Consider the following 23930-nt stretch of genomic DNA (forward strand, 5'->3'; position numbering starts at 1 on the left):
GTTTTCAGGTTTTGATTACAGGAGAGCCGATGAAACCGACAATGATGACCTATATCCATGAAGAGCAGGCGACATTAAGCGCCATGCTGTCTCGCTATCCGTCCGATCTTCCGGTGCTCGGTGGGAAGAAAGAGTGGCTGGTGCTGGCCACGGGCTCCAGCATTAACGCGATCAAAAGCGCGAAGTACTACGTGGAAAAACTGGCGGACGTTCGTGTCACCGTCGAAGAGCCGTTCCACTTTCAGCATTACGAAAAATTCAGTGATACCACGGATTTGGTGATAGGCGTTTCCCAGAGCGGGGAAAGCACCTCGACCCTCAACGCGATTCAGCATATTCGCCAGACTCACCCGGCCAAAACGGTGGGCATCACCAGCAAAGCCGGGAGCGAGCTTGCCCGCGCCGTGGACCACTTGATTGATATCGAGATCGGCGAGGAACGCGTCGGCTACGTCACCAAAGGGTACGTTGCTACGATCCTGAAATTTATGCTGCTGGGCGTGTTTGTCGCTCGCCGCAGCGGGAAGATCGACGCTGAACAGGAAGCGGCTGAGCTGCATAAGCTGGACGTTGCGGTGAAATCGATTCCGGGCGTGATTGCCGACACCGAAGCTTTTTTCACCCAATGGCAGGCCGAACTGGCCGCTTCCCCGCGCTTCACCTCAATTGGCTACGGGCCGAGCGTCGGCGTGATCAAAGAGATGGAAACCAAGTTTGCCGAGACGATTCGCGTGCCATCCCAGGGCGTTGAGCTCGAAGCGTTTATGCACGGGCCTTATTTCGAAGTGAATGGCAGCCACCGGATGTTCTTTATTGATACGCCGGGCGTGGCTCGCGAGCGTTTATTACTGCTGAAAGCCTATGAGCAAAAATATACCGACTACGTGTACACCATCAAATTAGGTGAGGACAACGATCCGCGCACGCTGGCGGTGAAAGCCAATATTGATGAGTTTATTGCTCCGCTGATCATGGTTATCCCTTTCCAGATATTGGCTCACCATATTGCAGAGGCAAAGGGCAATAATCTGCCGCAGCGGATCTTTACCGATTTTGGCGTGTCCGTAAAAAGTAAAACGAAGCCAGGCGATTACGCCTGAGGCACAGTATTCCCTACACAATAATAACGTCCCTACCTTGCTACTGAGGAATGATTATGGCTACCTTCAGTCAACTTGCCCGACAGATAATTCAGCATGTCGGCGAGGCAGAAAATATAGAGCATCTTACCCACTGCGCAACCCGTTTGCGTTTTACTATCAAAGATAAAAGTAAGATTAATAAAGATGAGCTTTATAAGTTGCCAGAGGTAGTCAAACTGGTTGAAAACCCAGGGCAATTCCAGATTGTTATTGGGCCAAAAGTTGAAAAAGTCTTTCTGGCTATCACGGCGCAGATGGGGGAGCCGTCCTCAGAAGAAGCCTCTGCGCCGCAGGGCTCGATGATTAATCGCCTGCTGGCCACGCTTTCCGCTATTTTCACGCCTTACATCGGCGTGCTGGCGGGCGTGGGGGTGGTGAAAGGGATTGTGGTGTTGCTGCAAACAATGAACCTGGTGGATACCCATTCGTATGTGTTCACCGTGTTCAATGCGCTTTCCAGCGGCGTTTTCGTCATGCTGCCGCTGTTTATCGCGGTAACGGCTGCGGAGCGCTTTAAGGCCAATAAATTTAGCGCCCTGGCGCTGACGGCGGCGATGATTTTCCCGCTGACGGATGCCAGCGTGCCCGGGGCCTTCCACGTTATGGGCCTGGCGCTGAACGTGAAAATCTACGGCGGGGCGGTGATCCCGGCGGTCTTTGCCGTGCTCTTCCTGAGCCACGTCGAACGCTGGCTGAAAAAGGTGATCCCGGAGATCGCCGCGCTGGTATTCGTGCCTTGTTTGTCGCTGATCGTCAGCGGCTTTGTGGTGTTCACCGTGATTGGCCCGGTGGCTGACTATGTTGGCGTCGGCATCGCCAACGGCTATGCGTGGCTGTACAACCTCAGCCCGGTGATTTCCGGTGCGCTGTTAGCGGGGATTGGGCAGCTGTTCGTGGTGTTTGGCGTGCACTGGGGCATTATCCCGCTGGCGTTAATTAACATTCAGGTCAACGGCTATGACACCATTATGGCGATGTTTATGTCGGCGGTAATGGGGCAGTTTGGGGCGGTATTTGGTGCCATCTTTATTGCCCGTAACCTGAAAGATAAGCAGATTGCGATTTCCGCTTCGCTCTCCGCTTTCTTCGGCATTACCGAACCGGCGCTGTACGGCGTTAACCTGAAATACCGCATGTTATTTGTTTTCGGCTGCATTGGCGCAGCGCTGGGCGGCGGGATTACCGGCCTCCTGGGCGTGAAAACCTACAGCTTCCTGCCGGTGCTGAACGTGTTCGAGCTGGGGCTGTTTAGCGGGCCGGAATCGAAGATGATTTACGAGGTGATTGCTATCGCGGTGGCGTTTACGGTGCCTGCGGTGTTGACCATTATCTACGGCAAAACCCGCAGGCTGGAACCTGCCTCCCTGGCGGAAGGCAGGCGTTAACCTCAGATATACAGGGCGCGAACAATCATAAAGTGCCCGGCAAAGTAGCAGGCGGCGGCAATGGCGCTGTCGCCTCTGAAGCGGTGACGATAGTGGCTGACCAGCCAGACAATGTTGCCCAGCAGCAGCAGGCTAGCCCCCACAAACCCGGAGAAGTTCGGGGCCGTCGGGCGGAAGAAATAAAGCTCGGCGGCAAGCCAAACCATCACCAGCGTCATACCGATAAACGTCAGAATAGGCACGCGCAGCGCTTCCAGCCGCGTCCAGATAGTCGCGACCAGCAGTGCGCCAATAATCAGCAGAGCCAGCGGTAGCGGCCAGAAAATGGCCAGGCTCATCTGGCTGGCAAAATAGATGGTGTACAGCAGATGCGAAAGGAAGAATGCCCCCACGGCGTAAAGCAGACGTTGAGTGGGCAGTAGCGTGAGCGCATCGCCGACCAGCGTTGCCAGAAGACCCGCCACAATCAGGTAGCCGGCCGCTTCAAACATCGGTGCCTGCCAGGCCAGCAGCAGCAGGAGCAACAGGGTCAGCGGCTTGAAGAGCCAGCGCTGCCAGGTGGCGCCGCGCCAGGAAGCATCAATGTAAATCCAGGCCGATAACGCAACAGCAATAAATGACCAAAGCATGGCATATCCTTATTTTAATTGTTGGCGTAACACCGTTCAGTCTAGTGGCTAAGCGGCGCAGATGACAACGGCGCGGCGCCAGGGTTATGCTGAAAAGTGTCTGACAATTAGAGAAAAAGCCATGAGCAAGCCCCCAACTTTCATTATTGCCATCGTTGTGGTCATCGTCGTAGCCGCCTCCTTTCGCTATTTTCAGCAGCGCCGCCAGAATATCGAAAACGACGCGGCGCCGCTGAGCGTAAAAAAAGTGGTGGTGGCGACCAAGCGTGAAAAACCGTCCAACGACCGACGTTCGCGCCAGCGTGAAGTCACTCCGCCGGAAGACTCGATTCGCTATGAGGTTTGGTTTGCGCCACAGAGCGGCGGGATGGAAATGAAAATGCGCGTTGAAGCGGCGGAATACCATGCGGTATCGGTGGGAGATAAAGGTACGCTGAGTTACAAGGGGACGCGCTTTGTCAGCTTCGTCCCCGAAGAGACTCACTTGCCCTGACGCAGCTTTTTCTGCCAGACCAGCAGCTCAAACACGCCAAAAACGAAAATCTTAATCTGTTCACCGCGGGCAAGCGCCGGGCCGTCTTTCGGCTGTGTGGCTTTCAGCAGGCTCAGCTGCAGGCCGTGCATAATCACCATGAAGATCAGCGCGACGTTAACGAAAATGTTCAGCGGGCGCGGATAAGGGTGAACCAGGTTAAAGATCAGAAAGCCCCAGACGCAAAGCATCAGCAGGCGGCCAAAGTTAATCAGAATCGGCATTATGCGGCTCCTTGAGCTTCACGAATAAACAGGCGATAAGCCACCTGACCGGCGACTTTTTCACGGTGCAGCGCCCAACTGGCAGGCACCGCTGGCAGACCATTTTCCACTTCACTTTCTACGTAGATTAGCGCGTCATCCGCCAGCCAGCCGTTTTTCTCGAGCAGGCTGAGCGTTTCATCCAGCAACCCCTTACGGAACGGCGGGTCGACAAAGACGACGTTGTGCTGCGTGCCGGGCTGCGCGAGCACATTCAGCGTATTGGCGTTGAGCACTTTGCCATTGCTGGCTTTTAAGGTCGCGAGGTTCTTTTGCAACTGCTGGGAGACTGCGCGATCCATTTCAATCAGCGTCGCGCTGGCGGCATAGCGGGAGAGCGCCTCCAGTCCGAGCGCGCCGCTGCCGGCAAAACAGTCGAGGCAATGGGCATCTACCATTGACGGGGCCAGCCAGTTGAAAAGCGTTTCGCGCACGCGGTCTGTCGTCGGGCGCAGGCCGGGGCTGTCCGGCACCGGGAGTTTTCGGCCGCGCCATTGGCCGCCGATGATGCGAATCTGGCCGGAACCAGAGGATTGGGGTTTCTTCATTGCTCTCACTGCGATGCTAAATTTTGCGGTTATTCTAGCGGCGCACGCCCGGCCAGGAAACCTTAATCCACTGGCGTGATGCGGCGCCGGGAAAGTGATAGACTAACGCACTATTTTTTATGCCCGTGGCAAGCAGAATCGGGTCTGTGCCATGAATTAACAGCGAGGAGTGTAGTCGCAAATGGCGAAAGAGAAAAAACGTGGCTTTTTTTCCTGGCTGGGATTTGGCCAGAAAGAGCAGCAGCCGGATGTCGAAGCAGAACAAAAAGTAATAGAAGAACAACCGGTTACTGAGCAGGCTCCCGCGCAGGATGAACCTCAACAGCCTCAGGCTGTCGAGCAGGAACAGCAGGACTTAGTTAGTGAGCACTCACTGGAGGAGTCCGAAAAGTTTGCTGAGCAGGTCGTGGAGGTTAACGCCCAGCTTGCAGAAGAAGCGGAAGAGAAAGCGCTGGCGGCCGAGCCGGAAGTGACCGTTGAGCCCGAGATCGTGGCTGAACCAGAGCCTGTGGCGGTTATCGAGCCAGAACCCGTTGTCGAACCTGAGGCCGTTGTCGAACCTGAGGTGATTGAACCTGCGGCTGTTGTTGCAGAGCCGGAAGTCATTGAGCAGCCTGTTGCGGCCGTGGAGCACGAAACGCTGCCGTTGCCGGAAGAGATTGCCGAAAATGTAAATCAGCCTGACGAGTGGCAGGCCGAGCAGGACGAAATCGTCAACGAAGAAGTGGCTGAAGCCGAGGCGCTGTTCGCGCACGAAGCTGCCGTGGAAGATGAAGCCGTGGCTGAAGAAGCGGTTGATGAAGAGCCGGAAGAAGAGGCTGTCGAAGAGACTGCTCCGGTTGCCGTGCAGCAAGAGCAGGAAAAGCCGACCAAAGAGGGCTTCTTCGCCCGCCTGAAGCGTAGCCTGGTCAAAACTAAACAAAACCTCGGTTCCGGATTTATCAGTCTGTTCCGCGGCAAGAAAATCGATGATGATCTGTTTGAAGAGCTGGAAGAGCAGCTACTCATTGCCGACGTTGGGGTTGAGACAACCCGGAAAATCATCACCAACCTGACCGAAGGCGCAAGCCGCAAGCAGCTTCGTGACGCGGAAGCGCTGTACGGTCTGCTGAAAGAAGAGATGAGCGAAATCCTCGCCAAAGTGGACGAACCGCTTAATGTGGAAGGCAAAACGCCGTTTGTTATCCTGATGGTTGGCGTTAACGGCGTGGGTAAAACCACCACTATCGGCAAACTGGCTCGCCAGTTCGAGCAGCAGGGCAAATCCGTGATGCTGGCGGCAGGTGATACCTTCCGTGCGGCAGCGGTTGAGCAGCTTCAGGTTTGGGGCCAGCGCAACAATATTCCTGTTGTCGCCCAGCATACCGGCGCGGACTCCGCTTCAGTTATCTTCGATGCTATTCAGGCGGCGAAGGCGCGTAACATTGATGTGTTGATTGCCGATACCGCAGGGCGTTTGCAGAATAAATCGCACCTGATGGAAGAATTGAAGAAAATTGTCAGGGTTATGAAAAAGCTGGACGAAGATGCCCCGCATGAGGTTATGCTCACCCTCGACGCCAGCACCGGTCAGAATGCCATAAGCCAGGCTAAACTGTTCCACGAAGCGGTGGGGCTGACGGGCATCACCCTGACCAAACTGGATGGTACCGCCAAGGGTGGCGTAATCTTCTCTGTGGCAGACCAGTTCGGCATTCCGATTCGCTACATTGGCGTCGGCGAACAAATTTCTGATTTACGACCGTTTAATGCGGGCGACTTTATAGAGGCACTTTTTGCCCGAGAGGATTAACAATGATTCGCTTTGAACACGTCAGTAAAGCCTATCTCGGTGGGAGACAAGCGTTGCAGGGAGTGACCTTCCATATGCAACCGGGCGAGATGGCCTTTCTGACCGGCCATTCTGGCGCAGGGAAGAGTACTCTGCTCAAGCTTATCTGCGGTATCGAACGGCCCAGCGATGGGAAGATTTTTTTCAGCGGCCATGACATTAGCCGCCTGAAGAGCCGTGAAGTGCCGTTCCTGCGTCGTCAGATTGGGATGATCTTCCAGGATCACCACCTGCTGATGGACAGAACCGTGTACGACAACGTGGCCATCCCGCTGATCATCGCGGGCGCCAGCGGCGAAGATATTCGCCGTCGCGTGTCTGCGGCATTAGATAAGGTCGGCCTGCTGGACAAAGCGAAGAACTTTCCTATCCAGCTTTCCGGCGGTGAACAGCAGCGCGTGGGCATCGCTCGCGCCGTGGTAAACAAGCCGGCTGTGCTGCTGGCGGATGAACCGACCGGGAACCTTGATGATGCGCTGTCGGAAGGTATTCTGCGCCTGTTCGAAGAGTTTAACCGCGTGGGCGTAACGGTGCTGATGGCGACTCACGATATAGGGCTTATCTCACGTCGCAATTACCGTATGTTGACCCTCAGCGACGGCCATTTGCATGGAGGCCTGGCAGGTGAATAAACACAGTGCGCTCAACCATATCAAGCGCTTCAGCAACAAGCTGGATAAAATCAACCAACTGAATAAGTTAGGCGACCTTGGCCGTTCGGTGAAAAAACGTGGCAAAGGGCCGCAGTCTAAAAGTAAATCCCTGAAAGGCGGCGTGAATGAGCAGTTCCGCTACGCCTGGGAAGGGGCGCTTCAGGATCTGAAGAGCAAGCCGCTGGCGACCTTCCTGACGGTCATGGTGATTGCCATCTCCCTGACGCTGCCGAGCGTTTGCTATATGGTTTACAAGAACGTAAACCAGGCGGCGACCCAATATTATCCGTCCCCGCAAATCACCGTTTACCTCGATAAGGCGCTGGACGATAACGCCGCGCAGCAGGTGGTGGGCGCGATTCAGGCGGAGGAGGGCGTGGATAAAGTTAACTACCTCTCCCGCGAAGAAGCGCTGGGCGAGTTCCGTAACTGGTCGGGCTTTGGCGGCGCGCTGGATATGCTGGAAGAGAACCCGCTGCCCGCCGTGGCCGTGGTGAACCCTAAACTGGATTTCCAGAGCACGGATCATCTGAATACGCTGCGTGATCGCGTGGCGAAGATTCATGGCGTCGATGAAGTGCGCATGGATGACAGCTGGTTTGCCCGCCTGGCGGCGCTGACCGGGCTGGTCGGGCGAGTGGCGGCGATGATCGGCATCCTGATGGTTGCAGCGGTGTTCCTCGTCATCGGTAACTCCGTGCGTTTGAGCATCTTTGCCCGCCGCGATACCATCAACGTGCAGAAGCTTATCGGGGCAACCGACGGCTTTATTTTGCGTCCGTTCCTGTATGGCGGTGCGCTGCTGGGCTTTAGCGGTGCGTTTCTGTCGCTGATCCTGTCTGAGATTCTGGTGATGCGCCTCTCTTCGGCGGTGACGGAAGTGGCGCAGGTGTTCGGGACTAAGTTCGATATCAGCGGGTTGGGCTTTGACGAATGCCTGCTGCTGTTGCTGGTCTCGTCGATGATCGGCTGGCTGGCAGCCTGGCTTGCCACTGTTCAACATTTACGCCGTTTTACGCCGGAGTAAAAAGTTTTTGATATACTCATTCCCTGCTACGATAACGTCGTCCGCAGGGAGTGCGTTTTACACCGTAGTGACCCCTGCGATGCTGCAATAACCGTCACACTTTGTGTGTAATCTATTCACAGCTTTACATTGAACTTGTGGATAACATCACTGTCTGAGAGTACAGTGAAGGGTACGGTCTGGGCCTGACGTGTTGTCGGTGCGCCTCAGCCACTTGAATGGCAAGCCGTACTTAGTCTCTAAGAGAGGGTTTGAATGACCAAAGAAATGCAAAATTTAGCTTTAGCCCCTGTTGGTAACCTGGAGTCGTATATCCGGGCTGCAAACGCCTGGCCGATGTTAACGGCTGAGGAAGAGAAGGAGCTGGCTGAAAAGCTGCATTACCAGGGCGATCTGGAAGCAGCGAAAAAGCTGATCCTGTCTCACCTGCGCTTTGTTGTTCATGTTGCGCGTAACTATTCCGGCTACGGCCTGCCGCAGGCAGACCTTATCCAGGAAGGCAACATCGGCCTGATGAAAGCAGTACGCCGTTTTAACCCAGAAGTGGGTGTTCGCCTGGTCTCCTTTGCGGTGCACTGGATCAAGGCTGAAATTCATGAATACGTGCTGCGTAACTGGCGTATTGTGAAAGTCGCGACCACCAAAGCACAGCGTAAGCTGTTCTTTAACCTGCGTAAAACCAAGCAGCGCTTGGGCTGGTTTAATCAGGACGAAGTCGAAATGGTGGCCAACGAGCTTGGCGTGTCCAGCAAAGACGTGCTTGAGATGGAGTCACGCATGGCGGCGCAGGATATGACTTTCGACATGTCGAATGACGACGACGCTGACGGTCAGCCGATGGCGCCGGTGCTCTTCCTGCAGGATAAGTCTTCCAACTTTGCCGATGGCATTGAAGACGACAACTGGGAATCTCACGCCGCAGACAAACTGAGCGATGCGATGCAGGGCCTGGATGAACGCAGTCAGCAGATCATTCGCGCGCGCTGGTTAGATGAAGACAACAAAAGCACGCTGCAGGAACTTGCAGACCGCTATGGCGTTTCCGCCGAGCGCGTTCGTCAGCTTGAAAAGAACGCGATGAAAAAATTGCGCGCCGCTATCGAAGCTTAACGCCAATACACATGTCGCACTAAGAGCGCCCCACTTTATGTTGGGGCGTTTTGCTTTTTATGCTCCGGCATACATGCCAGCAGCACGGTAAACGCCGCTTCCATTTCGCTCTCCGGCAGGCTGGCGAACCCCATCAGTAATCCCTTCTTGCGCCGTTCGGTCAGGTAGTAACGCGATAAGGGCCGCACAAGAATATTGCGGGCGTTCGCGCGCTCAGCAATCGCCACATCATCGGCTTCATCAGGCAGATTCAAAATCAAATGCAGCCCGGCGTTATCGCTAAAATCTGACAGCGCCTGTGGCCCGCAGTGGCGGGAGATCAGGTCGGTCAGGAAGGCGCGACGGCGGCCGTAGAGCAGGCGCATCCGGCGAATATGGGCCGAATAATGCCCGGCGGTAATAAACTCTGCCAGCGCCTGCTGAATAAGCGAATGCCCGCCGCGATACAGTTCCGCATGGGCGGTTTTCAGGTCATTGACCAGCGGGCGAGGCAGCACGACGTAGCCGAGCCTTAAGCCCGGATAAAGCGTTTTACTGAAGGTGCCGATGTAAACCACCGGCGCGTCGGTGACCAGCCCCTGCAGCGCCGGAATAGGCTGGCCAGAAAAGCGAAATTCGCTGTCGTAGTCATCTTCAATAATCCAGCTGCCGTGCTGGCGGGCGAGTGCCAACAGGCGCTGGCGGCGCTCCAGGCTCATCACCGCCCCCAGCGGGTACTGATGAGACGGCGTGACGAAGATTAAGCGCGGCGCTTCGCTCACTTTCTCCGGCGGGCAAAGGCCGTTCTCATCGACGGTGAGCGGCGTGACCCGCACATCATTCATCGTCAGTACGTGGCGGATGCCCCAGTAAGAAGGTTCTTCGATCCACGCCAGGTCATCTCTGTCGCACAGCATCCGGGTGACCAGATCGATAGCCTGGTGGATCCCTTCGGTGATCAGGATTTGGTCGACCTGGCAGTTTACTCCTCGGGAAACACGCAGGTAATCGACCAGCGCATGCTGCAGTTCAGGTGTACCGCCGTTGCAGCTATAGCTCAGGCGCTCCGGTTTAGGACGGCGGCTGATGCGCGCCTGGATCTTGCTGAATAGCGGATGAGGGAAGGCGTTGACGTCTGGTACACCGGGAATAAAAGCTCCCCACTGGCGCGGGCTGGCGCTCACCTGAGAAAGAAGATGCTGCCCGCGGCGGGAAATAGATACCTCATGAGCCGGAGCCGTGCCACCTTCGGCAGGGCTTCCCGTGGAGGTGAAGCGATCCGGCAGCGTTTTTTCAACAAAAGTGCCGCTGCCCTGGCGGGATGAAACGTACCCCTCGGTCATAAGCTGCTCATAAACTGTTAACACAGTGTTACGGGAAATGCTGAGTTCGCTGGCTAAGTCGCGGGAGGCGGGCAGGCGGCTGTGGGGCGGCAATGAGCCATCCAGAATGGAACGGCGCAGCGCGTTATAAAGACGTTTATGCAGCAGGATATCGGTCTCTGCCTGTAGCCTGACAAGAATCAAATCACCCACTAAGTCTCGCAATTGGATCCCTCAGATAAACTGAATTGGCACTCGATTATAGGGCCAATACCTGTGTAAATAAACGACATTGTTTCTGATTTGTTGCGATAAAGTGACTGACATAACAGGAGAGACCAAGGTGAAAAGTGCAGAGCTGAATCAGCGCCGTTTACAGGCCACGCCGCGCGGTGTGGGCGTGATGTGTAGCTACTTTGCAGAGAAGGCAGAGAACGCCACTCTGTGGGATGTGGAAGGCAACGAGGTTATCGATTTTGCCGCCGGGATCGCCGTGCTGAACACCGGCCATCGTCACCCGAAAGTGATTGCCGCTGTAGAAAAACAATTGCAGGCCTTTACCCACACGGCTTACCAGATTGTCCCCTATGAAAGCTACGTTTCACTGGCCGAGCGTATTAACGAACTGGCGCCGATTGACGGCCCGGCGAAAACCGCGTTCTTCACCACCGGTGCGGAAGCGGTTGAGAATGCGGTGAAAATCGCCCGCGCTTATACCAAACGTCCCGGCCTGATCACCTTCGGCGGCGGCTTCCATGGCCGTACCTTTATGACCATGGCGCTGACCGGCAAAGTGGCACCGTACAAAATCGGTTTTGGCCCGTTCCCAGGCTCCGTCTACCACGCGGTCTACCCGAACGCCGCTCACGGCGTGACGACTGACGATGCGCTCAAAAGCCTGGACCGTATCTTTAAAGCCGATATCGCCGCGGATCAGGTGGCGGCCATCATACTGGAGCCGGTTCAGGGAGAAGGCGGCTTCAACGTGGCGCCCCCTGAATTTATGCAGGCGCTGCGCCAGCTGTGCGACACCCACGGCATTCTGCTGATTGCCGATGAAGTGCAGACCGGCTTCGCACGTACCGGCAAGCTGTTTGCGATGGACTATTACGACGTCAAAGCCGACCTGATGACGATGGCGAAAAGCCTGGCCGGTGGCTTCCCGCTGTCCGGCGTTGTGGGCCGTGCCGAAGTGATGGATGCCCCTGCGCCTGGCGGCCTGGGCGGCACTTATGCGGGCAACCCGTTGGCGGTTGCGGCGGCTCACGCGGTGCTGGATGTAATCAACGAAGAACAGCTGTGCAAACGTGCCACCCAGCTTGGTGAACACCTGAAAGAAGTGCTGAATCAGGCGCGCCAAAGCTGCCCGGCAATTGTCGACGTGCGTGGGCAAGGCTCGATGGTTGCAGTGGAGTTTAACGATCCGCAGACCGGGAAACCTTCGCCGGAGTTTACCCGCGAAGTTCAGCTGAAAGCTCAGGCACAAGGACTGCTGCTGCTGAGCTGCGGCGTCTACGGCAACGTTATCCGCTTCCTTTATCCGCTGACCATTCCTGATGCTCAGTTCACCAAAGCGCTGGCCATTCTGTCCAGAGTGCTTAAGGGCTAATCCCCGTAGTTTGCGGCGGCAGGGAAGCCCGCCATACACAAGGCGGCCGCAGCATTTTTTCCCCAGCGTGAAGTGGTTTATCACCCTGATATCCCCTGTTTTCCGGCGGACGTTACCGCCGGAGTAATACGGAAAATATTATGTCTGAAAACTCCACCTTCTCTCCCGCCGTTGTGCGCGGGGAGCGGACTGCTGTCCCCGGTAAATCCCTGAGTTTCGTTGAAGGCGTGTCGATGATTGTCGGCACTAACATTGGTGCGGGCGTGCTTTCTATCGCCTATGCCTCGAGCAAAGCGGGCTTCTGGCCGCTGCTATTCTGGCTGGTGCTGGTGGGCAGCCTGACCACCGTGACGATGCTTTACGTCGCTGAATCGACGCTGCGTACCCGCCAGCATTTACAGCTCAGCGGGCTGTCGCTGCGCTATGTCGGGCGCTTTGGCGCGCTGATGATGTTCCTTTCCGTCTGCGTAAACAGCGTCGGGGCGTTGACCGCCTATATGACCGGCAGCGGCAAACTGCTGCACTCTTTGTTTGGTATCTCCCCGGCCCTGGGCAGCGTGCTGTTTTTTATCCCGGCTGCGGGCGTGCTCTACATGGGCCTGAAAGCCATCGGGCGCGGGGAAAAGTTTATTAGCGTCGGCATGGTGGTGATGATCGCGGTGCTGGTGATTGCGACTTTGCTGAAAGAGACGACCAGCGTCGGCTACCTGCTTGAAGGCAACTGGCTTTATATGGTGCCGGTGTTCAACGTGGTGGTGTTCTGCTTCTCGGCGCAGTACATCGTGCCGGAGATGGCGCGTGGTTTTGCCGACAAGCCCGAAAAGCTACCTAAAGCCATCCTCGTTGGCATGGTGGTGACCTTCGCGCTGCTGGCTCTGGTGCCGATGTCGGTCATCATGCTTAACGGGCTGGACGATATCTCTGAGGTGGCGACGATTTCCTGGGGGAAAGCGCTGGGAGAGTGGGCATTCTTCTCGGCGAACCTGTTTGCACTGTGCGCCATGCTGACGTCGTACTGGGGACTGGGCGGGAGTTTCCTGACCAATATCTTTGACCGCTTCCGCTTGGGCAGCGATGAGCCTTCTCTGAAGCGTTTTCTGGTACTGCTGGTGGTCGCGATCCCGCCGTTTGTGCTGGCCTACAGCGGGCTGGTGTCGTTCGTGAATGCGCTCTATTTTGCGGGCGTGTTCAGCGGCGTGATTTTGTCGATTATGCCGATCCTGATGATTAAAGGCGCCCGCCGCAGCGGCGATGTCACGCCCGGCTGGACCTGCCCGGCATTTATGACCCACCCGCTGATCCAGATTTTCATCGTGTTGCTTTACCTCTGCAGTGCCGTTTATGCGGTTGCTTCCGCTCTGGGATATTTGCCGGCAGGTTGGTGATTCCGAGGTCTGCTCCCCCGCGCCCGGAGGCTTTCCGGCGCGGTTATTTTTTTGTCACATTCCCGTTATCTAACCTTCAAATATGTCTTTCCAAATTATCGCAAATGGCGCTATGTTTAGCATAGTGTGCTGCCGTAGCGCCGGCTGCTGCCCTTAAGTTAGCTATCATATGCTTTTCTTATACCTACAAGCAGAATAATGCGCTAATAAACAACAACACAACAAATTCAATAACCATAACAATGGGGACTCTCAGGATGAAAATGACGGGTAAAGCCTTACTGGCAGGATGCGTTGCACTGGCAATGAGCCACGCGGCGATGGCAAAAGATATTAAGGTCGCGGTAGTAGGGGCAATGTCTGGGCCGGTCGCGCAATACGGCGATCAGGAGTTTACCGGTGCCGAGCAGGCGGTGGCTGACATTAACGCCAAAGGCGGGATCAAAGGCGACAAACTGGTTATCACCAAATATGACGATGCCTGTGACCCGAAACAAGCGGTCGCGGTAGCGAACAAAGTGGTGAACGACGGCATCAAGTACGTGATCGGTCACCTGTGCTCTTCTTCTACTCAGCCAGCGTCTGACATTTACGAAGACGAAGGCATTCTGATGATCACCCCGGCAGCTACGGCACCGGAGCTGACCGCGCGCGGCTATAAGCTGACTCTGCGTACTACCGGTCCCGACTCCGACCAGGGCCCAACCGCGGCGAAATACATTCTGGAACACGTGAAGCCTAAGCGCATTGCTGTGATTCACGATAAGCAGCAGTACGGCGAAGGTCTGGCGCGTTCCGTGCAGGATGGCCTGAAAAAAGGCGGCGCTAATGTGGTGTTCTTCGACGGGATCACCGCCGGTGAGAAAGATTTCTCCACGCTGGTTGCTCGCCTGAAGAAAGAGAACATCGACTTTGTTTACTACGGCGGCTACCACCCGGAAATGGGGCAGATCCTGCGCCAGTCCCGCGCTGCTGGTCTGAAAACTCAGTTCATGGGGCCTGAAGGCGTAGCGAACGTTTCCCTGTCTAACATCGCCGGGGATTCAGCAGAAGGCCTGCTGGTGACCAAACCGAAGAACTACGATCAGGTTCCGGCCAACAAACCGATTGTGGACGCGATCAAAGCGAAGAAACAGGATCCAAGCGGCGCATTCGTCTGGACCACCTACGCAGCCCTGCAGTCGCTGGCTGCTGGCCTGAACCAGAGCGCAGATCCGGCGGCTATCTCTAAATACCTGAAAGGGGCGACCGTGGATACCGTGATGGGGCCGCTGTCGTGGGATGAGAAAGGCGACCTGAAAGGCTTTGAGTTCGGCGTGTTCACCTGGCATGCCAACGGCACAGCCACCGACGCAAAATAAAAGCAAACGGCAACCAAAGGGTTGCCGTTTTAGTGTTTAGTCCCTCTCCCTCCGGGAGAGGGGCGGGGTAAGGGCAGCTTACCTCCCCCAACCGCCGCTCTGCTCGCAGAACCCGGAAGCCTGCATAAACGCCGTCATCACGGCACGATCCTCAACGCCAACATCTGCCAGCCACCAGTGTTTAATCGCCGGGTTATCCCGCATAACCTCTTCCAGCAAATATTGCCCCACGCCCCGGCGGCGGGTAATTTCACGAACGCGCAGAGAATCCAGCGCTCCGGCATCCCCTGTGAGCGTGACGCGCACCGCGCCGAGCAGGCGTTCGTTAAATTTTGCGGCGTAGATCCTTTCATTGTCGCTAAGGGTCAGTGAACCGCTGGAGTATTCCGGCCAGATCTTGCCGAGGTCAATTTTATCCTGAGCGCTAAACTCAAACAGACGAATGATAGTGAGTTTCATAAGTGACCTAACCAAAAAGCGGGAAAACCCCGAGTGTAACCAATTTATTTGCCTCAGACGCTTTATCTTTTTTATGCCGTTCAGCAGTTGATTACTTTTTAGCGAAAAGATAAGCCAGCCTTTAACGCGGCAGATTGAATCCTGACCAGGATAAAGCACTAAAATCCAGTGAATTGTTCGGCTCTTTGTACCGCTATTTTATGCTGATTTTGGTGCTTTTTTTTGTTTAACTATGGCGAAATACAGAATATTATCTCTACTTAATCGCCTGAAAAATAGAGAGTTTAGTCTGATAAATTGTAAAATTTACCGCTAACTCCTTAACGGCACTGATAAAAATGGTCATTGATTATAAAAGGTACTGAGTGCTTTTTAACCAAGTTATGGGGATGGAACGAATGAAGATGAACGCGAAGACATTACTGGCCGGGCTGGTGGCGTTGGCCGTGTCTCACGCGGCAACCGCGGGTGATATCAAAGTGGCTGTTGTCGGGGCAATGTCAGGCCCGGTCGCGCAGTGGGGCGACATGGAATTTAACGGTGCTCGCCAGGCTATCAAAGACATCAACGCCAAAGGCGGGATCAAAGGCGACAAGCTGGTTGGCGTTGAATATGACGATGCCTGCGACCCAAAACAGGCCGTGGCGGTTGCCAACAAAATCGTTAACGACGGCGTGAAGTACGTTATCGGCCACCTGTGCTCCTCTTCCACCCAGCCGGCTTCTGACATCTATGAAGATGAAGGCATCCTGATGATCACTCCGGGCGCGACCAACCCTGAGCTGACCCAGCGCGGCTACGGCATGATCATGCGTACCGCTGGCCTCGACTCTTCCCAGGGTCCAACGGCGTCCAAATATATTCTGGAACACGTTAAGCCGCAGCGCATCGCGATCATCCACGATAAGCAGCAGTACGGCGAAGGTCTGGCGCGCTCCGTGCAGGATGGCCTGAAAAAAGGCGGCGCAAACATCGTGTTCTTCGACGGGATCACCGCCGGCGACAAAGACTTCTCCACTCTGGTGGCGCGTCTGCAGAAAGAAAATATCGACTTCGTTTACTACGGCGGCTACTACCCGGAAATGGGGCAGATCCTGCGCCAGGCACGCGCCGTTGGCCTGAAAACCCAGTTTATGGGGCCGGAAGGCGTGGGTAACGCTTCTCTGTCCAATATCGCTGGCCCTGCGGGCGAAGGGATGCTGGTCACCATGCCTAAGCGCTATGACCAGGATCCGGCCAACAAAGCTATCGTTGATGAGCTGAAAGCGGCGAAGAAAGACCCGAGCGGCCCGTATGTGTGGATCACCTACGCGGCAGTTCAGTCTCTGGCCACCGCCATGGACCGCACCGGCAGCAAAGATCCTGCTGCGCTGGTAAAAGATTTAAAAGCACACGGTGCGAACACCGTGATTGGGCCGCTGAACTGGGATGAGAAAGGCGATTTGAAAGGATTTGAATTCGGTGTCTTCCAGTGGCACGCCGATGGTTCGTCCTCCGTGGCGAAGTAAGGCGAAGGCTGCACAGTCATCCCACCCCCGGCCTATGTCGGGGGTTTTTAAAAGGTTAAGTTATGTCCGAGCAGTTTCTCTACTTCCTGCAGCAGATGTTTAACGGCGTCACGCTGGGCAGTACCTACGCGCTGATCGCCATCGGTTACACGATGGTGTACGGCATTATTGGCATGATCAACTTCGCCCACGGCGAAGTGTATATGATCGGCAGCTACGTCTCTTTCATGATCATCGCCGCGTTAATGATGCTCGGTATTGATGTGGGCTGGATGCTGGTGGGCGCAGGTTTTATTGGCGCCATTATTATCGCCAGCGCCTACGGCTGGAGCATTGAGCGCGTCGCCTACAAGCCGGTGCGTAACTCCAAGCGCCTGATCGCGCTGATTTCCGCCATCGGGATGTCTATCTTCCTGCAAAACTACGTCAGCCTGACGGAAGGTTCGCGCGACATCGCGCTGCCAAGCCTGTTTAACGGGCAGTGGATTGTGGGGGCGAGCGATAACTTCACCGCCACCATCACCACCATGCAGCTGGTTATCTGGGTTGTGACCTTCCTGGCAATGCTGGCGCTGACGCTGTTCATCCGTTATTCCCGCATGGGCCGCGCCTGCCGCGCCTGTGCTGAAGACCTGAAAATGGCCAGCCTGCTCGGGATTAATACCGACCGCGTTATCTCGCTCACCTTCGTCATCGGTGCCGCGATGGCGGCAGTGGCTGGCGTACTGTTGGGCCAGTTCTACGGCGTAATCAACCCGTACATCGGCTTTATGGCAGGGATGAAAGCCTTTACCGCGGCGGTACTTGGCGGCATCGGCAGTATTCCTGGCGCCATGATTGGCGGCCTGATCCTCGGCGTGGCCGAAGCGCTGACTTCAGCCTACCTGAGCACGGAATATAAAGACGTCGTCTCCTTTGCGCTGCTGATTGTGGTGCTGCTGGTGATGCCTACCGGGATCCTGGGTCGTCCGGAGGTTGAGAAAGTATGAAACCGATGCATATTGTTTTTTCGCTGCTCTCCGCAGCCATGTTCTTTGTTTTAGCATCGGTATTTATGGGCGTTCAGCTTAGCCTGGACGGCACCAAACTGGTGGTGAACAGCGCGCCTTCCGTGCGCTGGGAATGGGTCTTCATCGGCACCGCTGCGGTGCTGGTGTTCCAACTGCTGCGCCCGCTGTTCCAGAAGGGCATGAAGAAAGTGTCCGGGCCGAAGTTTGTGCTGCCGGCGCTGGATGGTTCCACGGCTAAGCAGAAGCTGTTCCTGGTGGCGCTGCTGGTTGCCGCTGTGGCGTGGCCGTTCCTTGTTTCACGCGGCACCGTGGACATTGCTACATTAACCATGATTTACATCATCCTCGGCCTGGGGCTGAACGTGGTGGTGGGGCTGTCTGGCCTGCTGGTGCTGGGCTATGGCGGCTTCTACGCTATCGGCGCTTACACTTTTGCGTTGCTGAACCACTATTACGGCCTGGGCTTCTGGACCTGCCTGCCGCTGGCGGGGCTGGTGGCTGCTGCCGCAGGCTTCCTGCTCGGCTTCCCGGTGCTGCGCCTGCGTGGTGACTACCTGGCGATCGTGACGCTGGGCTTCGGGGAAATCGTCCGTATCCTGCTGCTGAACAACACCGATATTACCGGCGGCCCGAACGGCATCAGCCAGATCCCAAAACCGACCTTCTTCGGCCTGGAGTTTAGCCGTACCGCCCGTGAAGGCGGCTGGGATACCTTCAGTAATTTCTTTAACGTGGCCTACGACCCGAGCGACAGGATTATTTTCCTGTACCTGGTAGCGTTGCTGCTGGTGGTGCTGTCGCTGTTCGTGATTAACCGCCTGCTGCGTATGCCGCTTGGCCGCGCCTGGGAAGCGCTGCGCGAAGATGAGATCGCCTGCCGTTCGCTGGGCCTGAACCCAACCCGTATCAAGCTGACTGCGTTCACCATCAGCGCCGCTTTTGCGGGCTTTGCCGGAACGTTGTTCGCCGCACGCCAGGGCTTTGTCAGCCCGGAATCCTTCACCTTCGCCGAGTCGGCGTTTGTGCTGGCGATTGTGGTGCTCGGCGGGATGGGCTCGCAGTTCGCGGTGATTCTGGCCGCTGTTCTGCTGGTGGTTTCCCGCGAGCTGATGCGTGACCTGAACGAGTACAGCATGCTGGTGCTCGGTGGCCTGATGGTGCTGATGATGATTTGGCGTCCACAAGGCTTGCTGCCGATGACGCGTCCGCATCTGAAGCTGAAGAAAGAGCAAGTGAAAGGAGAGCAGGCATGAGTCAGCCATTGTTATCCGTAAGCGGTCTGATGATGCGTTTCGGCGGCCTGCTGGCCGTCAACAATGTCTCGCTCGAGCTGCATCCACAGGAAATTGTTTCGCTTATCGGCCCGAACGGCGCCGGTAAAACCACGGTGTTTAACTGCCTGACCGGCTTTTACAAGCCGACCGGCGGCACCATTTTGCTGCGCGACCAACACCTGGAAGGCTTACCGGGCCAGCAGATTGCGCGCATGGGCGTGGTGCGTACCTTCCAGCACGTTCGCCTGTTCCGTGAAATGACGGTGATTGAGAACCTGCTGGTGGCGCAACATCAACAGCTGAAAACCGGTATTTTCTCGGGCTTGCTGAAAACCCCAGGCTTCCGTCGCGCCCAGAGCGAAGCGCTGGACAGAGCGGCCACCTGGCTCGAACGTATCGGGCTGCTGGAGCACGCTAACCGCCAGGCAAGCAACCTGGCCTATGGCGATCAGCGTCGCCTTGAAATCGCTCGCTGCATGGTGACCCAGCCGGAAATCCTGATGCTGGATGAACCTGCCGCCGGCCTTAACCCGAAAGAAACCCATGAGCTGGATGAGCTGATCATGGAGCTGCGCAATCACCACAACACCACGGTGTTGCTGATTGAGCATGACATGAAGCTGGTCATGGGCATTTCTGACCGTATCTACGTGGTGAACCAGGGAACGCCGTTAGCCAACGGCACGCCGGAGCAAATCCGCAACAACCCTGATGTCATTCGCGCCTATCTGGGTGAGGCTTAAGATGGAAAATGTAATGCTGTCGTTTGACAAGGTGAGCGCCCACTACGGCAAAATTCAGGCGCTGCACGACGTCAGTCTGCATATTAAACAGGGCGAAATTGTTACGCTCATCGGCGCTAACGGCGCTGGTAAAACGACGCTGCTTGGCACGCTTTGCGGCGACCCGCGCGCGGCCAGCGGCCGCATCGTGTTTGATGGCAAAGATATTACAGACTGGCACACCGCGCGCATCATGCGTGAGGCCGTGGCGATTGTGCCGGAAGGGCGTCGAGTTTTCTCCCGCATGACGGTAGAAGAGAACCTGGCGATGGGCGGCTTTTTTGCCGAGCGTGACCAGTTCCAGTCGCGTATTAAACGCGTCTACGATCTGTTCCCGCGTCTGCACGAACGCCGCATTCAGCGGGCGGGTACCATGTCCGGCGGTGAGCAGCAGATGCTGGCGATAGGCCGCGCACTCATGAGCCAGCCGCGTCTGTTACTGTTAGATGAACCGTCGCTGGGTCTGGCGCCTATCATCATCCAGCAAATTTTCGACACCATTGAGCAGCTGCGCAGCGAAGGGATGACCATCTTCCTCGTGGAGCAGAACGCCAACCAGGCGCTGAAGCTGGCTGACCGGGGCTACGTGCTGGAAAACGGCCACGTCGTGCTGGAAGACACCGGCGATGCGCTGCTGGCGAACGAGGCAGTAAGAAGCGCCTATCTGGGCGGCTAATAAAAAGCATAACGGCAACTTCGGTTGCCGTTTTTTTTGTTTGCACTCTCTCCCTGTGGGAGAGGGAACAGCATGGGTTGAGTTTGAATTATTCAGGGAATACACGGGGAAAGAAAAATATATCTCCCGTCGACAAAGAAACATTTCATTCACTCCGCTGTAACTATTCTGTCATCCAGCCGTTATTTTTCTGTCATTCGAGCGTGTCATGTTACCTCGCGAGCATAAAACGCGTGATTTCGCGCATCCGGCACAACAAGAGAGATAACCGAATGACATCGTTACGACACACAGCTTTAGCGCTGACGCTTGGTCTGGCATTTGCCTCCCAGGCGATGGCCGTTACCACGATTCCTTTCTGGCATTCAATGGACGGGGAACTGGGTAAAGAAGTGGATTCTCTGGCAAACCGTTTCAATGAAACGCACCCTGATTACAAAATTGTGCCGGTTTATAAAGGCAACTACGATCAAAGCCTGGCGGCGGGTATCGCGGCATACCGTTCCGGTAACGCCCCGGCCATCCTGCAGGTATATGAAGTTGGCACCGCGACCATGATGGCTTCCAAGGCTATCAAACCGGTCTACGAAGTGTTTAAAGACGCTGGCATCAACTTCGACGAATCTCAGTTTGTCCCGACCGTGGCCGGGTACTACACCGACTCTAAAACGGGCCACCTGCTGTCCCAGCCTTTCAACAGCTCCACCCCGGTGCTGTACTACAACAAAGACGCTTTCAAGAAAGCCGGTCTGAACCCGGATCAGCCACCTAAAACCTGGCAGGACGTGGCGGCATACAGCGCCAAACTGCGCGCAGCGGGCATGAAGTGTGGCTACGCCAGCGGCTGGCAGGGCTGGATCCAGTTGGAGAACTTCAGCGCCTGGCACGGCCTGCCGTTCGCCACCAAAAACAACGGCTTTGACGGCACTGATGCCGTGCTGGAGTTCAACAAACCTGAGCAGGTGAAACACATTGCCCTGCTGGAAGAGATGAACAAGAAGGGCGACTTCACCTATTTCGGCCGTAAAGATGAGTCTACCGAGAAGTTCTACAACGGTGACTGCGCGATCACTACCGCGTCTTCCGGCTCTCTGGCTGACATTCGTCAGTACGCGAAATTCAACTACGGCGTAGGCATGATGCCTTACGACGCAGACGTGAAAGGCGCGCCACAGAACGCCATCATCGGTGGGGCAAGCCTGTGGGTAATGCAGGGCAAAGACAAGCCAACCTACAAAGGCGTGGCCGAGTTCATGCAGTTCCTGGCTAAACCAGAAATCGCCGCTGAATGGCACCAGAAAACCGGCTACCTGCCAATCACCACCGCCGCTTACGAGCTGACTCGTAAAGAAGGCTTCTACGACAAGAATCCGGGTGCGGACACCGCAACTCGCCAGATGCTGAACAAGCCACCGTTGCCGTTCACCAAAGGCCTGCGTCTGGGCAACATGCCGCAGATTCGTACCGTGGTTGACGAAGAGCTGGAATCCGTCTGGACCGGTAAGAAAACGCCACAGCAGGCGCTGGACGCTTCCGTTGAGCGTGGTAACCAGCTGCTGCGCCGCTTCGAGCAGTCTACCAAGTCTTAAGTTCTACCCTCGTCCCCTCCCGAAAAGGAGGGGGCAAAGTACCGCGCTCTCTGTCACAGGAGGGCGTTGTGCTAAGGGGCAAAGCATCGCCTGTTCTAACATTAACCGAGTAACCCTATGTCATCATCTCGCCCGGTGTTCCGTTCAAGTTGGCTACCTTATGCGCTGGTTCTGCCGCAGCTGATCATCACCGTCATTTTCTTTATCTGGCCGGCGGGCGAAGCCCTCTGGTACTCGCTGCAAAACCTTGACCCGTTTGGTCTGTCCAGCCATTTCGTTGGCCTGGATAACTTCGTGCAGCTTTTCCACGATAGCTACTATCTGGACTCTTTCTACACCACCATGATCTTCAGCGGGCTGGTGGCGGGCTGCGGGCTTCTGGCTTCGCTGTTCTTCGCCGCGCTGGTGGATTATGTGGTGCGCGGCAGCCGTTTTTATCAAACGCTGATGCTGCTGCCCTATGCCGTTGCACCCGCCATTGCCGCGGTGCTGTGGATTTTCCTGTTTAACCCAGGGCGCGGGCTAATTACCCACACGCTGGAAGAGTTTGGCTACAACTGGAACCACGCGCAGAACAGCGGGCAGGCCATGTTCCTGGTCGTGTTCGCGTCCGTGTGGAAACAGATTAGCTACAACTTCCTGTTCTTCTTTGCCGCTTTGCAGTCGATTCCGCGTTCGCTGGTGGAAGCCGCAGCCATTGACGGAGCTGGCCCCGTGCGCCGCTTCTTCTTTATCTCGCTGCCGCTGATTGCCCCGGTGAGCTTCTTCCTGCTGGTGGTGAACCTGGTGTATGCCTTCTTCGACACCTTCCCGGTGATCGACGCGGCAACCGGCGGTGGCCCGGTGCAGGCAACCACCACGCTTATCTACAAGATTTATCGCGAAGGGTTTACCGGGCTGGATCTCTCTTCCTCGGCGGCGCAATCCGTGGTGCTGATGCTGCTGGTGATTGTCCTGACGGTGGTTCAGTTCCGCTTCGTTGAACGTAAGGTGCGCTACCAATGATTGAGAACCGTCGCGGGCTGACTATCTTCAGCCACACCATGCTGATTCTGGGCATCATCGTCATTCTGTTCCCGCTGTACGTGGCATTTGTTGCCGCGACGCTGGACAACAAAGCCGTCTTCGATACGCCGATGACGCTGATCCCCGGTACTCACCTGTGGGAAAACATCAGCTACATCTGGACCAACGGCGTGGCGGTCAACAGCGCCCCGTTCGGCCGGATGCTGTTTAACAGCACGGTGATGGCGCTGGTGATCACCATCGGCAAAATCGCCGTGTCGATGCTGTCGGCTTTCGCCATCGTCTGGTTCCGTTTTCCGCTGCGTAACCTGTTCTTCTGGATGATTTTTATCACCCTGATGCTGCCGGTCGAAGTGCGTATTTTCCCGACGGTTGAGGTTATCTCTAACCTGAAAATGCTCGACAGCTACACCGGCCTGACGCTGCCGCTGATGGCGTCGGCCACGGCCACGTTCCTGTTTCGCCAGTTTTTCATGACGCTGCCAGACGAGCTGATGGAAGCGGCCCGCATCGACGGCGCCTCGCCGATGCGCTTTTTCTTTGACATCGTGCTGCCGCTGTCCAAAACCAACCTGGCGGCGCTGTTCGTGATCACCTTTATCTATGGCTGGAACCAGTATCTCTGGCCGCTGCTGATTATCACCGATGCCGATCTGGGCACCGCCGTGGCGGGTATCAAGAGCATGATTGCCAGCGGTGATGGCGTGACGCAGTGGAACCAGGTGATGGCAGCGATGCTGCTCACGCTTGTTCCACCGGTTGTTATTGTTTTAGTTATGCAGCGCGCCTTTGTGCGTGGTCTGGTTGATAGCGAGAAGTAGGAACCTTTC

At 56.1% G+C, this 23930-nt stretch carries 23 protein-coding genes; 18 read left to right on the top strand and 5 right to left on the bottom strand.

The window, feature by feature from the left end:
- The first annotated feature begins 29 nt into the window (after positions 1–29).
- Both ACREYP_RS00555 and ACREYP_RS00560 read left to right on the top strand, forming a co-directional pair.
- Entirely contained in the window at positions 30–1100 is a 1071-nt protein-coding gene (locus ACREYP_RS00555; RefSeq protein ID WP_336819049.1) for an SIS domain-containing protein, read from the top strand.
- 56 nt (positions 1101–1156) lie between these two features.
- The gene (locus tag ACREYP_RS00560; RefSeq protein WP_336819050.1) at positions 1157–2527 is read left to right on the top strand and encodes a PTS transporter subunit EIIC; all 1371 of its coding nucleotides are present in this window, start codon (positions 1157–1159) and stop codon (positions 2525–2527) included.
- Between the two features lie 2 nt (positions 2528–2529).
- Here the strand turns inward: ACREYP_RS00560 and ACREYP_RS00565 are convergent, their stop codons facing one another.
- A complete protein-coding gene (locus ACREYP_RS00565; RefSeq protein WP_008458586.1) occupies positions 2530–3156 on the bottom strand; it encodes a lysoplasmalogenase in 627 nt (208 codons plus the stop codon).
- A gap of 121 nt (positions 3157–3277) precedes the next feature.
- Here ACREYP_RS00565 and ACREYP_RS00570 point away from each other — a divergent pair, with 121 nt between their 5' ends.
- Complete coding sequence (locus ACREYP_RS00570; protein ID WP_166994700.1) at positions 3278–3649, top strand: DUF2500 family protein; 372 nt, start codon at positions 3278–3280, stop codon at positions 3647–3649.
- Here ACREYP_RS00570 and ACREYP_RS00575 read toward each other — a convergent pair.
- Both ACREYP_RS00575 and rsmD read right to left on the bottom strand, forming a co-directional pair.
- Positions 3637–3906 carry a DUF1145 family protein gene (locus ACREYP_RS00575; RefSeq protein WP_096754169.1) on the bottom strand — a complete coding sequence of 90 codons (270 nt, stop codon included), beginning with the start codon at positions 3904–3906 and terminating at the stop codon, positions 3637–3639. The two genes, ACREYP_RS00570 and ACREYP_RS00575, sit on opposite strands and share 13 nt — an antisense overlap.
- 5 nt (positions 3907–3911) lie before the next feature.
- Positions 3912–4499 (bottom strand): 16S rRNA (guanine(966)-N(2))-methyltransferase, encoded by a 588-nt coding sequence (gene rsmD, locus ACREYP_RS00580; RefSeq protein WP_039288607.1) that lies wholly within the window; start codon positions 4497–4499, stop codon positions 3912–3914.
- Between the two features lie 181 nt (positions 4500–4680).
- On the opposite strand from rsmD, the gene ftsY reads away from it, so the two are divergent.
- The 4 genes from ftsY to rpoH all read left to right on the top strand — a co-directional run bounded on the left by ftsY (position 4681) and on the right by rpoH (position 9120).
- Positions 4681–6291 (top strand): signal recognition particle-docking protein FtsY, encoded by a 1611-nt coding sequence (ftsY, locus tag ACREYP_RS00585; RefSeq protein ID WP_336819051.1) that lies wholly within the window; start codon positions 4681–4683, stop codon positions 6289–6291.
- 2 nt (positions 6292–6293) lie between these two features.
- Entirely contained in the window at positions 6294–6962 is a 669-nt protein-coding gene (ftsE, locus tag ACREYP_RS00590) for a cell division ATP-binding protein FtsE (RefSeq protein ID WP_008458576.1), read from the top strand.
- The gene (ftsX, locus tag ACREYP_RS00595) at positions 6955–8010 is read left to right on the top strand and encodes a permease-like cell division protein FtsX (RefSeq protein ID WP_008458575.1); all 1056 of its coding nucleotides are present in this window, start codon (positions 6955–6957) and stop codon (positions 8008–8010) included. Before ftsE ends, ftsX begins: the two co-directional genes overlap by 8 nt.
- A gap of 255 nt (positions 8011–8265) precedes the next feature.
- On the top strand, positions 8266–9120 hold the full coding sequence (gene rpoH, locus ACREYP_RS00600) for an RNA polymerase sigma factor RpoH (protein ID WP_008458573.1): 855 nt from the start codon (positions 8266–8268) through the stop codon (positions 9118–9120).
- A gap of 35 nt (positions 9121–9155) precedes the next feature.
- On the opposite strand, the gene pdxR is transcribed toward rpoH, so the two are convergent.
- A complete protein-coding gene (gene pdxR, locus ACREYP_RS00605; RefSeq protein WP_336819052.1) occupies positions 9156–10646 on the bottom strand; it encodes a MocR-like pyridoxine biosynthesis transcription factor PdxR in 1491 nt (496 codons plus the stop codon).
- A gap of 118 nt (positions 10647–10764) precedes the next feature.
- Here pdxR and ACREYP_RS00610 point away from each other — a divergent pair, with 118 nt between their 5' ends.
- The 3 genes from ACREYP_RS00610 to ACREYP_RS00620 all read left to right on the top strand — a co-directional run bounded on the left by ACREYP_RS00610 (position 10765) and on the right by ACREYP_RS00620 (position 14776).
- The gene (locus ACREYP_RS00610; RefSeq protein ID WP_336819053.1) at positions 10765–12030 is read left to right on the top strand and encodes a 4-aminobutyrate--2-oxoglutarate transaminase; all 1266 of its coding nucleotides are present in this window, start codon (positions 10765–10767) and stop codon (positions 12028–12030) included.
- Positions 12031–12170: 140 nt separating this feature from the next.
- The gene (locus tag ACREYP_RS00615) at positions 12171–13415 is read left to right on the top strand and encodes an amino acid permease (protein WP_498881060.1); all 1245 of its coding nucleotides are present in this window, start codon (positions 12171–12173) and stop codon (positions 13413–13415) included.
- Between the two features lie 257 nt (positions 13416–13672).
- Positions 13673–14776 carry a branched-chain amino acid ABC transporter substrate-binding protein gene (locus ACREYP_RS00620; RefSeq protein WP_498881061.1) on the top strand — a complete coding sequence of 368 codons (1104 nt, stop codon included), beginning with the start codon at positions 13673–13675 and terminating at the stop codon, positions 14774–14776.
- 78 nt (positions 14777–14854) lie between these two features.
- On the opposite strand, the gene panM is transcribed toward ACREYP_RS00620, so the two are convergent.
- The gene (gene panM, locus ACREYP_RS00625) at positions 14855–15235 is read right to left on the bottom strand and encodes an aspartate 1-decarboxylase autocleavage activator PanM (protein WP_008457952.1); all 381 of its coding nucleotides are present in this window, start codon (positions 15233–15235) and stop codon (positions 14855–14857) included.
- 398 nt (positions 15236–15633) lie between these two features.
- Between panM and livK the strand changes: the two genes are divergently transcribed.
- The 8 genes from livK (at position 15634) to ugpE (ending at position 23921) form a co-directional block, all read left to right on the top strand.
- Complete coding sequence (gene livK, locus ACREYP_RS00630; RefSeq protein ID WP_039288573.1) at positions 15634–16743, top strand: high-affinity branched-chain amino acid ABC transporter substrate-binding protein LivK; 1110 nt, start codon at positions 15634–15636, stop codon at positions 16741–16743.
- A gap of 62 nt (positions 16744–16805) precedes the next feature.
- On the top strand, positions 16806–17732 hold the full coding sequence (livH, locus tag ACREYP_RS00635; RefSeq protein WP_008457946.1) for a high-affinity branched-chain amino acid ABC transporter permease LivH: 927 nt from the start codon (positions 16806–16808) through the stop codon (positions 17730–17732).
- Entirely contained in the window at positions 17729–19006 is a 1278-nt protein-coding gene (locus ACREYP_RS00640; protein ID WP_008457943.1) for a high-affinity branched-chain amino acid ABC transporter permease LivM, read from the top strand. Before livH ends, ACREYP_RS00640 begins: the two co-directional genes overlap by 4 nt.
- On the top strand, positions 19003–19770 hold the full coding sequence (livG, locus tag ACREYP_RS00645) for a high-affinity branched-chain amino acid ABC transporter ATP-binding protein LivG (RefSeq protein ID WP_008457941.1): 768 nt from the start codon (positions 19003–19005) through the stop codon (positions 19768–19770). The genes ACREYP_RS00640 and livG overlap by 4 nt, the downstream gene beginning before the upstream one ends.
- 1 nt (position 19771) lies before the next feature.
- The gene (gene livF, locus ACREYP_RS00650) at positions 19772–20485 is read left to right on the top strand and encodes a high-affinity branched-chain amino acid ABC transporter ATP-binding protein LivF (RefSeq protein ID WP_336819055.1); all 714 of its coding nucleotides are present in this window, start codon (positions 19772–19774) and stop codon (positions 20483–20485) included.
- A gap of 272 nt (positions 20486–20757) precedes the next feature.
- Complete coding sequence (gene ugpB, locus ACREYP_RS00655; protein WP_008457936.1) at positions 20758–22074, top strand: sn-glycerol-3-phosphate ABC transporter substrate-binding protein UgpB; 1317 nt, start codon at positions 20758–20760, stop codon at positions 22072–22074.
- Between the two features lie 117 nt (positions 22075–22191).
- Positions 22192–23079 (top strand): sn-glycerol-3-phosphate ABC transporter permease UgpA, encoded by an 888-nt coding sequence (gene ugpA, locus ACREYP_RS00660; protein ID WP_008457934.1) that lies wholly within the window; start codon positions 22192–22194, stop codon positions 23077–23079.
- Positions 23076–23921 carry a sn-glycerol-3-phosphate ABC transporter permease UgpE gene (gene ugpE / locus ACREYP_RS00665; protein WP_008457932.1) on the top strand — a complete coding sequence of 282 codons (846 nt, stop codon included), beginning with the start codon at positions 23076–23078 and terminating at the stop codon, positions 23919–23921. Before ugpA ends, ugpE begins: the two co-directional genes overlap by 4 nt.
- Positions 23922–23930: the final 9 nt, after the last annotated feature.

Source organism: Enterobacter sp. TMH.L2, from assembly GCF_050847315.1.
GTDB lineage: Bacteria > Pseudomonadota > Gammaproteobacteria > Enterobacterales > Enterobacteriaceae > Cedecea.

What these genes read in the sequence shown, in the direction of transcription:
- ugpB (WP_008457936.1), top strand. Translation starts at nt 20,758, where the DNA reads ATGACATCGTTACGACACACAGCTTTAGCGCTGACGCTTGGTCTGGCA.
- ACREYP_RS00570 (WP_166994700.1), top strand. Translation starts at nt 3,278, where the DNA reads ATGAGCAAGCCCCCAACTTTCATTATTGCCATCGTTGTGGTCATCGTC.
- rpoH (WP_008458573.1), top strand. Translation starts at nt 8,266, where the DNA reads ATGACCAAAGAAATGCAAAATTTAGCTTTAGCCCCTGTTGGTAACCTG.
- rsmD (WP_039288607.1), bottom strand. Translation starts at nt 4,499, where the DNA reads ATGAAGAAACCCCAATCCTCTGGTTCCGGCCAGATTCGCATCATCGGC.
- ftsE (WP_008458576.1), top strand. Translation starts at nt 6,294, where the DNA reads ATGATTCGCTTTGAACACGTCAGTAAAGCCTATCTCGGTGGGAGACAA.
- livF (WP_336819055.1), top strand. Translation starts at nt 19,772, where the DNA reads ATGGAAAATGTAATGCTGTCGTTTGACAAGGTGAGCGCCCACTACGGC.
- ACREYP_RS00560 (WP_336819050.1), top strand. Translation starts at nt 1,157, where the DNA reads ATGGCTACCTTCAGTCAACTTGCCCGACAGATAATTCAGCATGTCGGC.
- ftsY (WP_336819051.1), top strand. Translation starts at nt 4,681, where the DNA reads ATGGCGAAAGAGAAAAAACGTGGCTTTTTTTCCTGGCTGGGATTTGGC.
- livK (WP_039288573.1), top strand. Translation starts at nt 15,634, where the DNA reads ATGAAGATGAACGCGAAGACATTACTGGCCGGGCTGGTGGCGTTGGCC.
- panM (WP_008457952.1), bottom strand. Translation starts at nt 15,235, where the DNA reads ATGAAACTCACTATCATTCGTCTGTTTGAGTTTAGCGCTCAGGATAAA.
- livH (WP_008457946.1), top strand. Translation starts at nt 16,806, where the DNA reads ATGTCCGAGCAGTTTCTCTACTTCCTGCAGCAGATGTTTAACGGCGTC.
- ACREYP_RS00640 (WP_008457943.1), top strand. Translation starts at nt 17,729, where the DNA reads ATGAAACCGATGCATATTGTTTTTTCGCTGCTCTCCGCAGCCATGTTC.
- ugpA (WP_008457934.1), top strand. Translation starts at nt 22,192, where the DNA reads ATGTCATCATCTCGCCCGGTGTTCCGTTCAAGTTGGCTACCTTATGCG.
- ACREYP_RS00620 (WP_498881061.1), top strand. Translation starts at nt 13,673, where the DNA reads ATGAAAATGACGGGTAAAGCCTTACTGGCAGGATGCGTTGCACTGGCA.
- livG (WP_008457941.1), top strand. Translation starts at nt 19,003, where the DNA reads ATGAGTCAGCCATTGTTATCCGTAAGCGGTCTGATGATGCGTTTCGGC.
- ugpE (WP_008457932.1), top strand. Translation starts at nt 23,076, where the DNA reads ATGATTGAGAACCGTCGCGGGCTGACTATCTTCAGCCACACCATGCTG.
- ACREYP_RS00555 (WP_336819049.1), top strand. Translation starts at nt 30, where the DNA reads ATGAAACCGACAATGATGACCTATATCCATGAAGAGCAGGCGACATTA.
- ACREYP_RS00615 (WP_498881060.1), top strand. Translation starts at nt 12,171, where the DNA reads ATGTCTGAAAACTCCACCTTCTCTCCCGCCGTTGTGCGCGGGGAGCGG.
- ACREYP_RS00565 (WP_008458586.1), bottom strand. Translation starts at nt 3,156, where the DNA reads ATGCTTTGGTCATTTATTGCTGTTGCGTTATCGGCCTGGATTTACATT.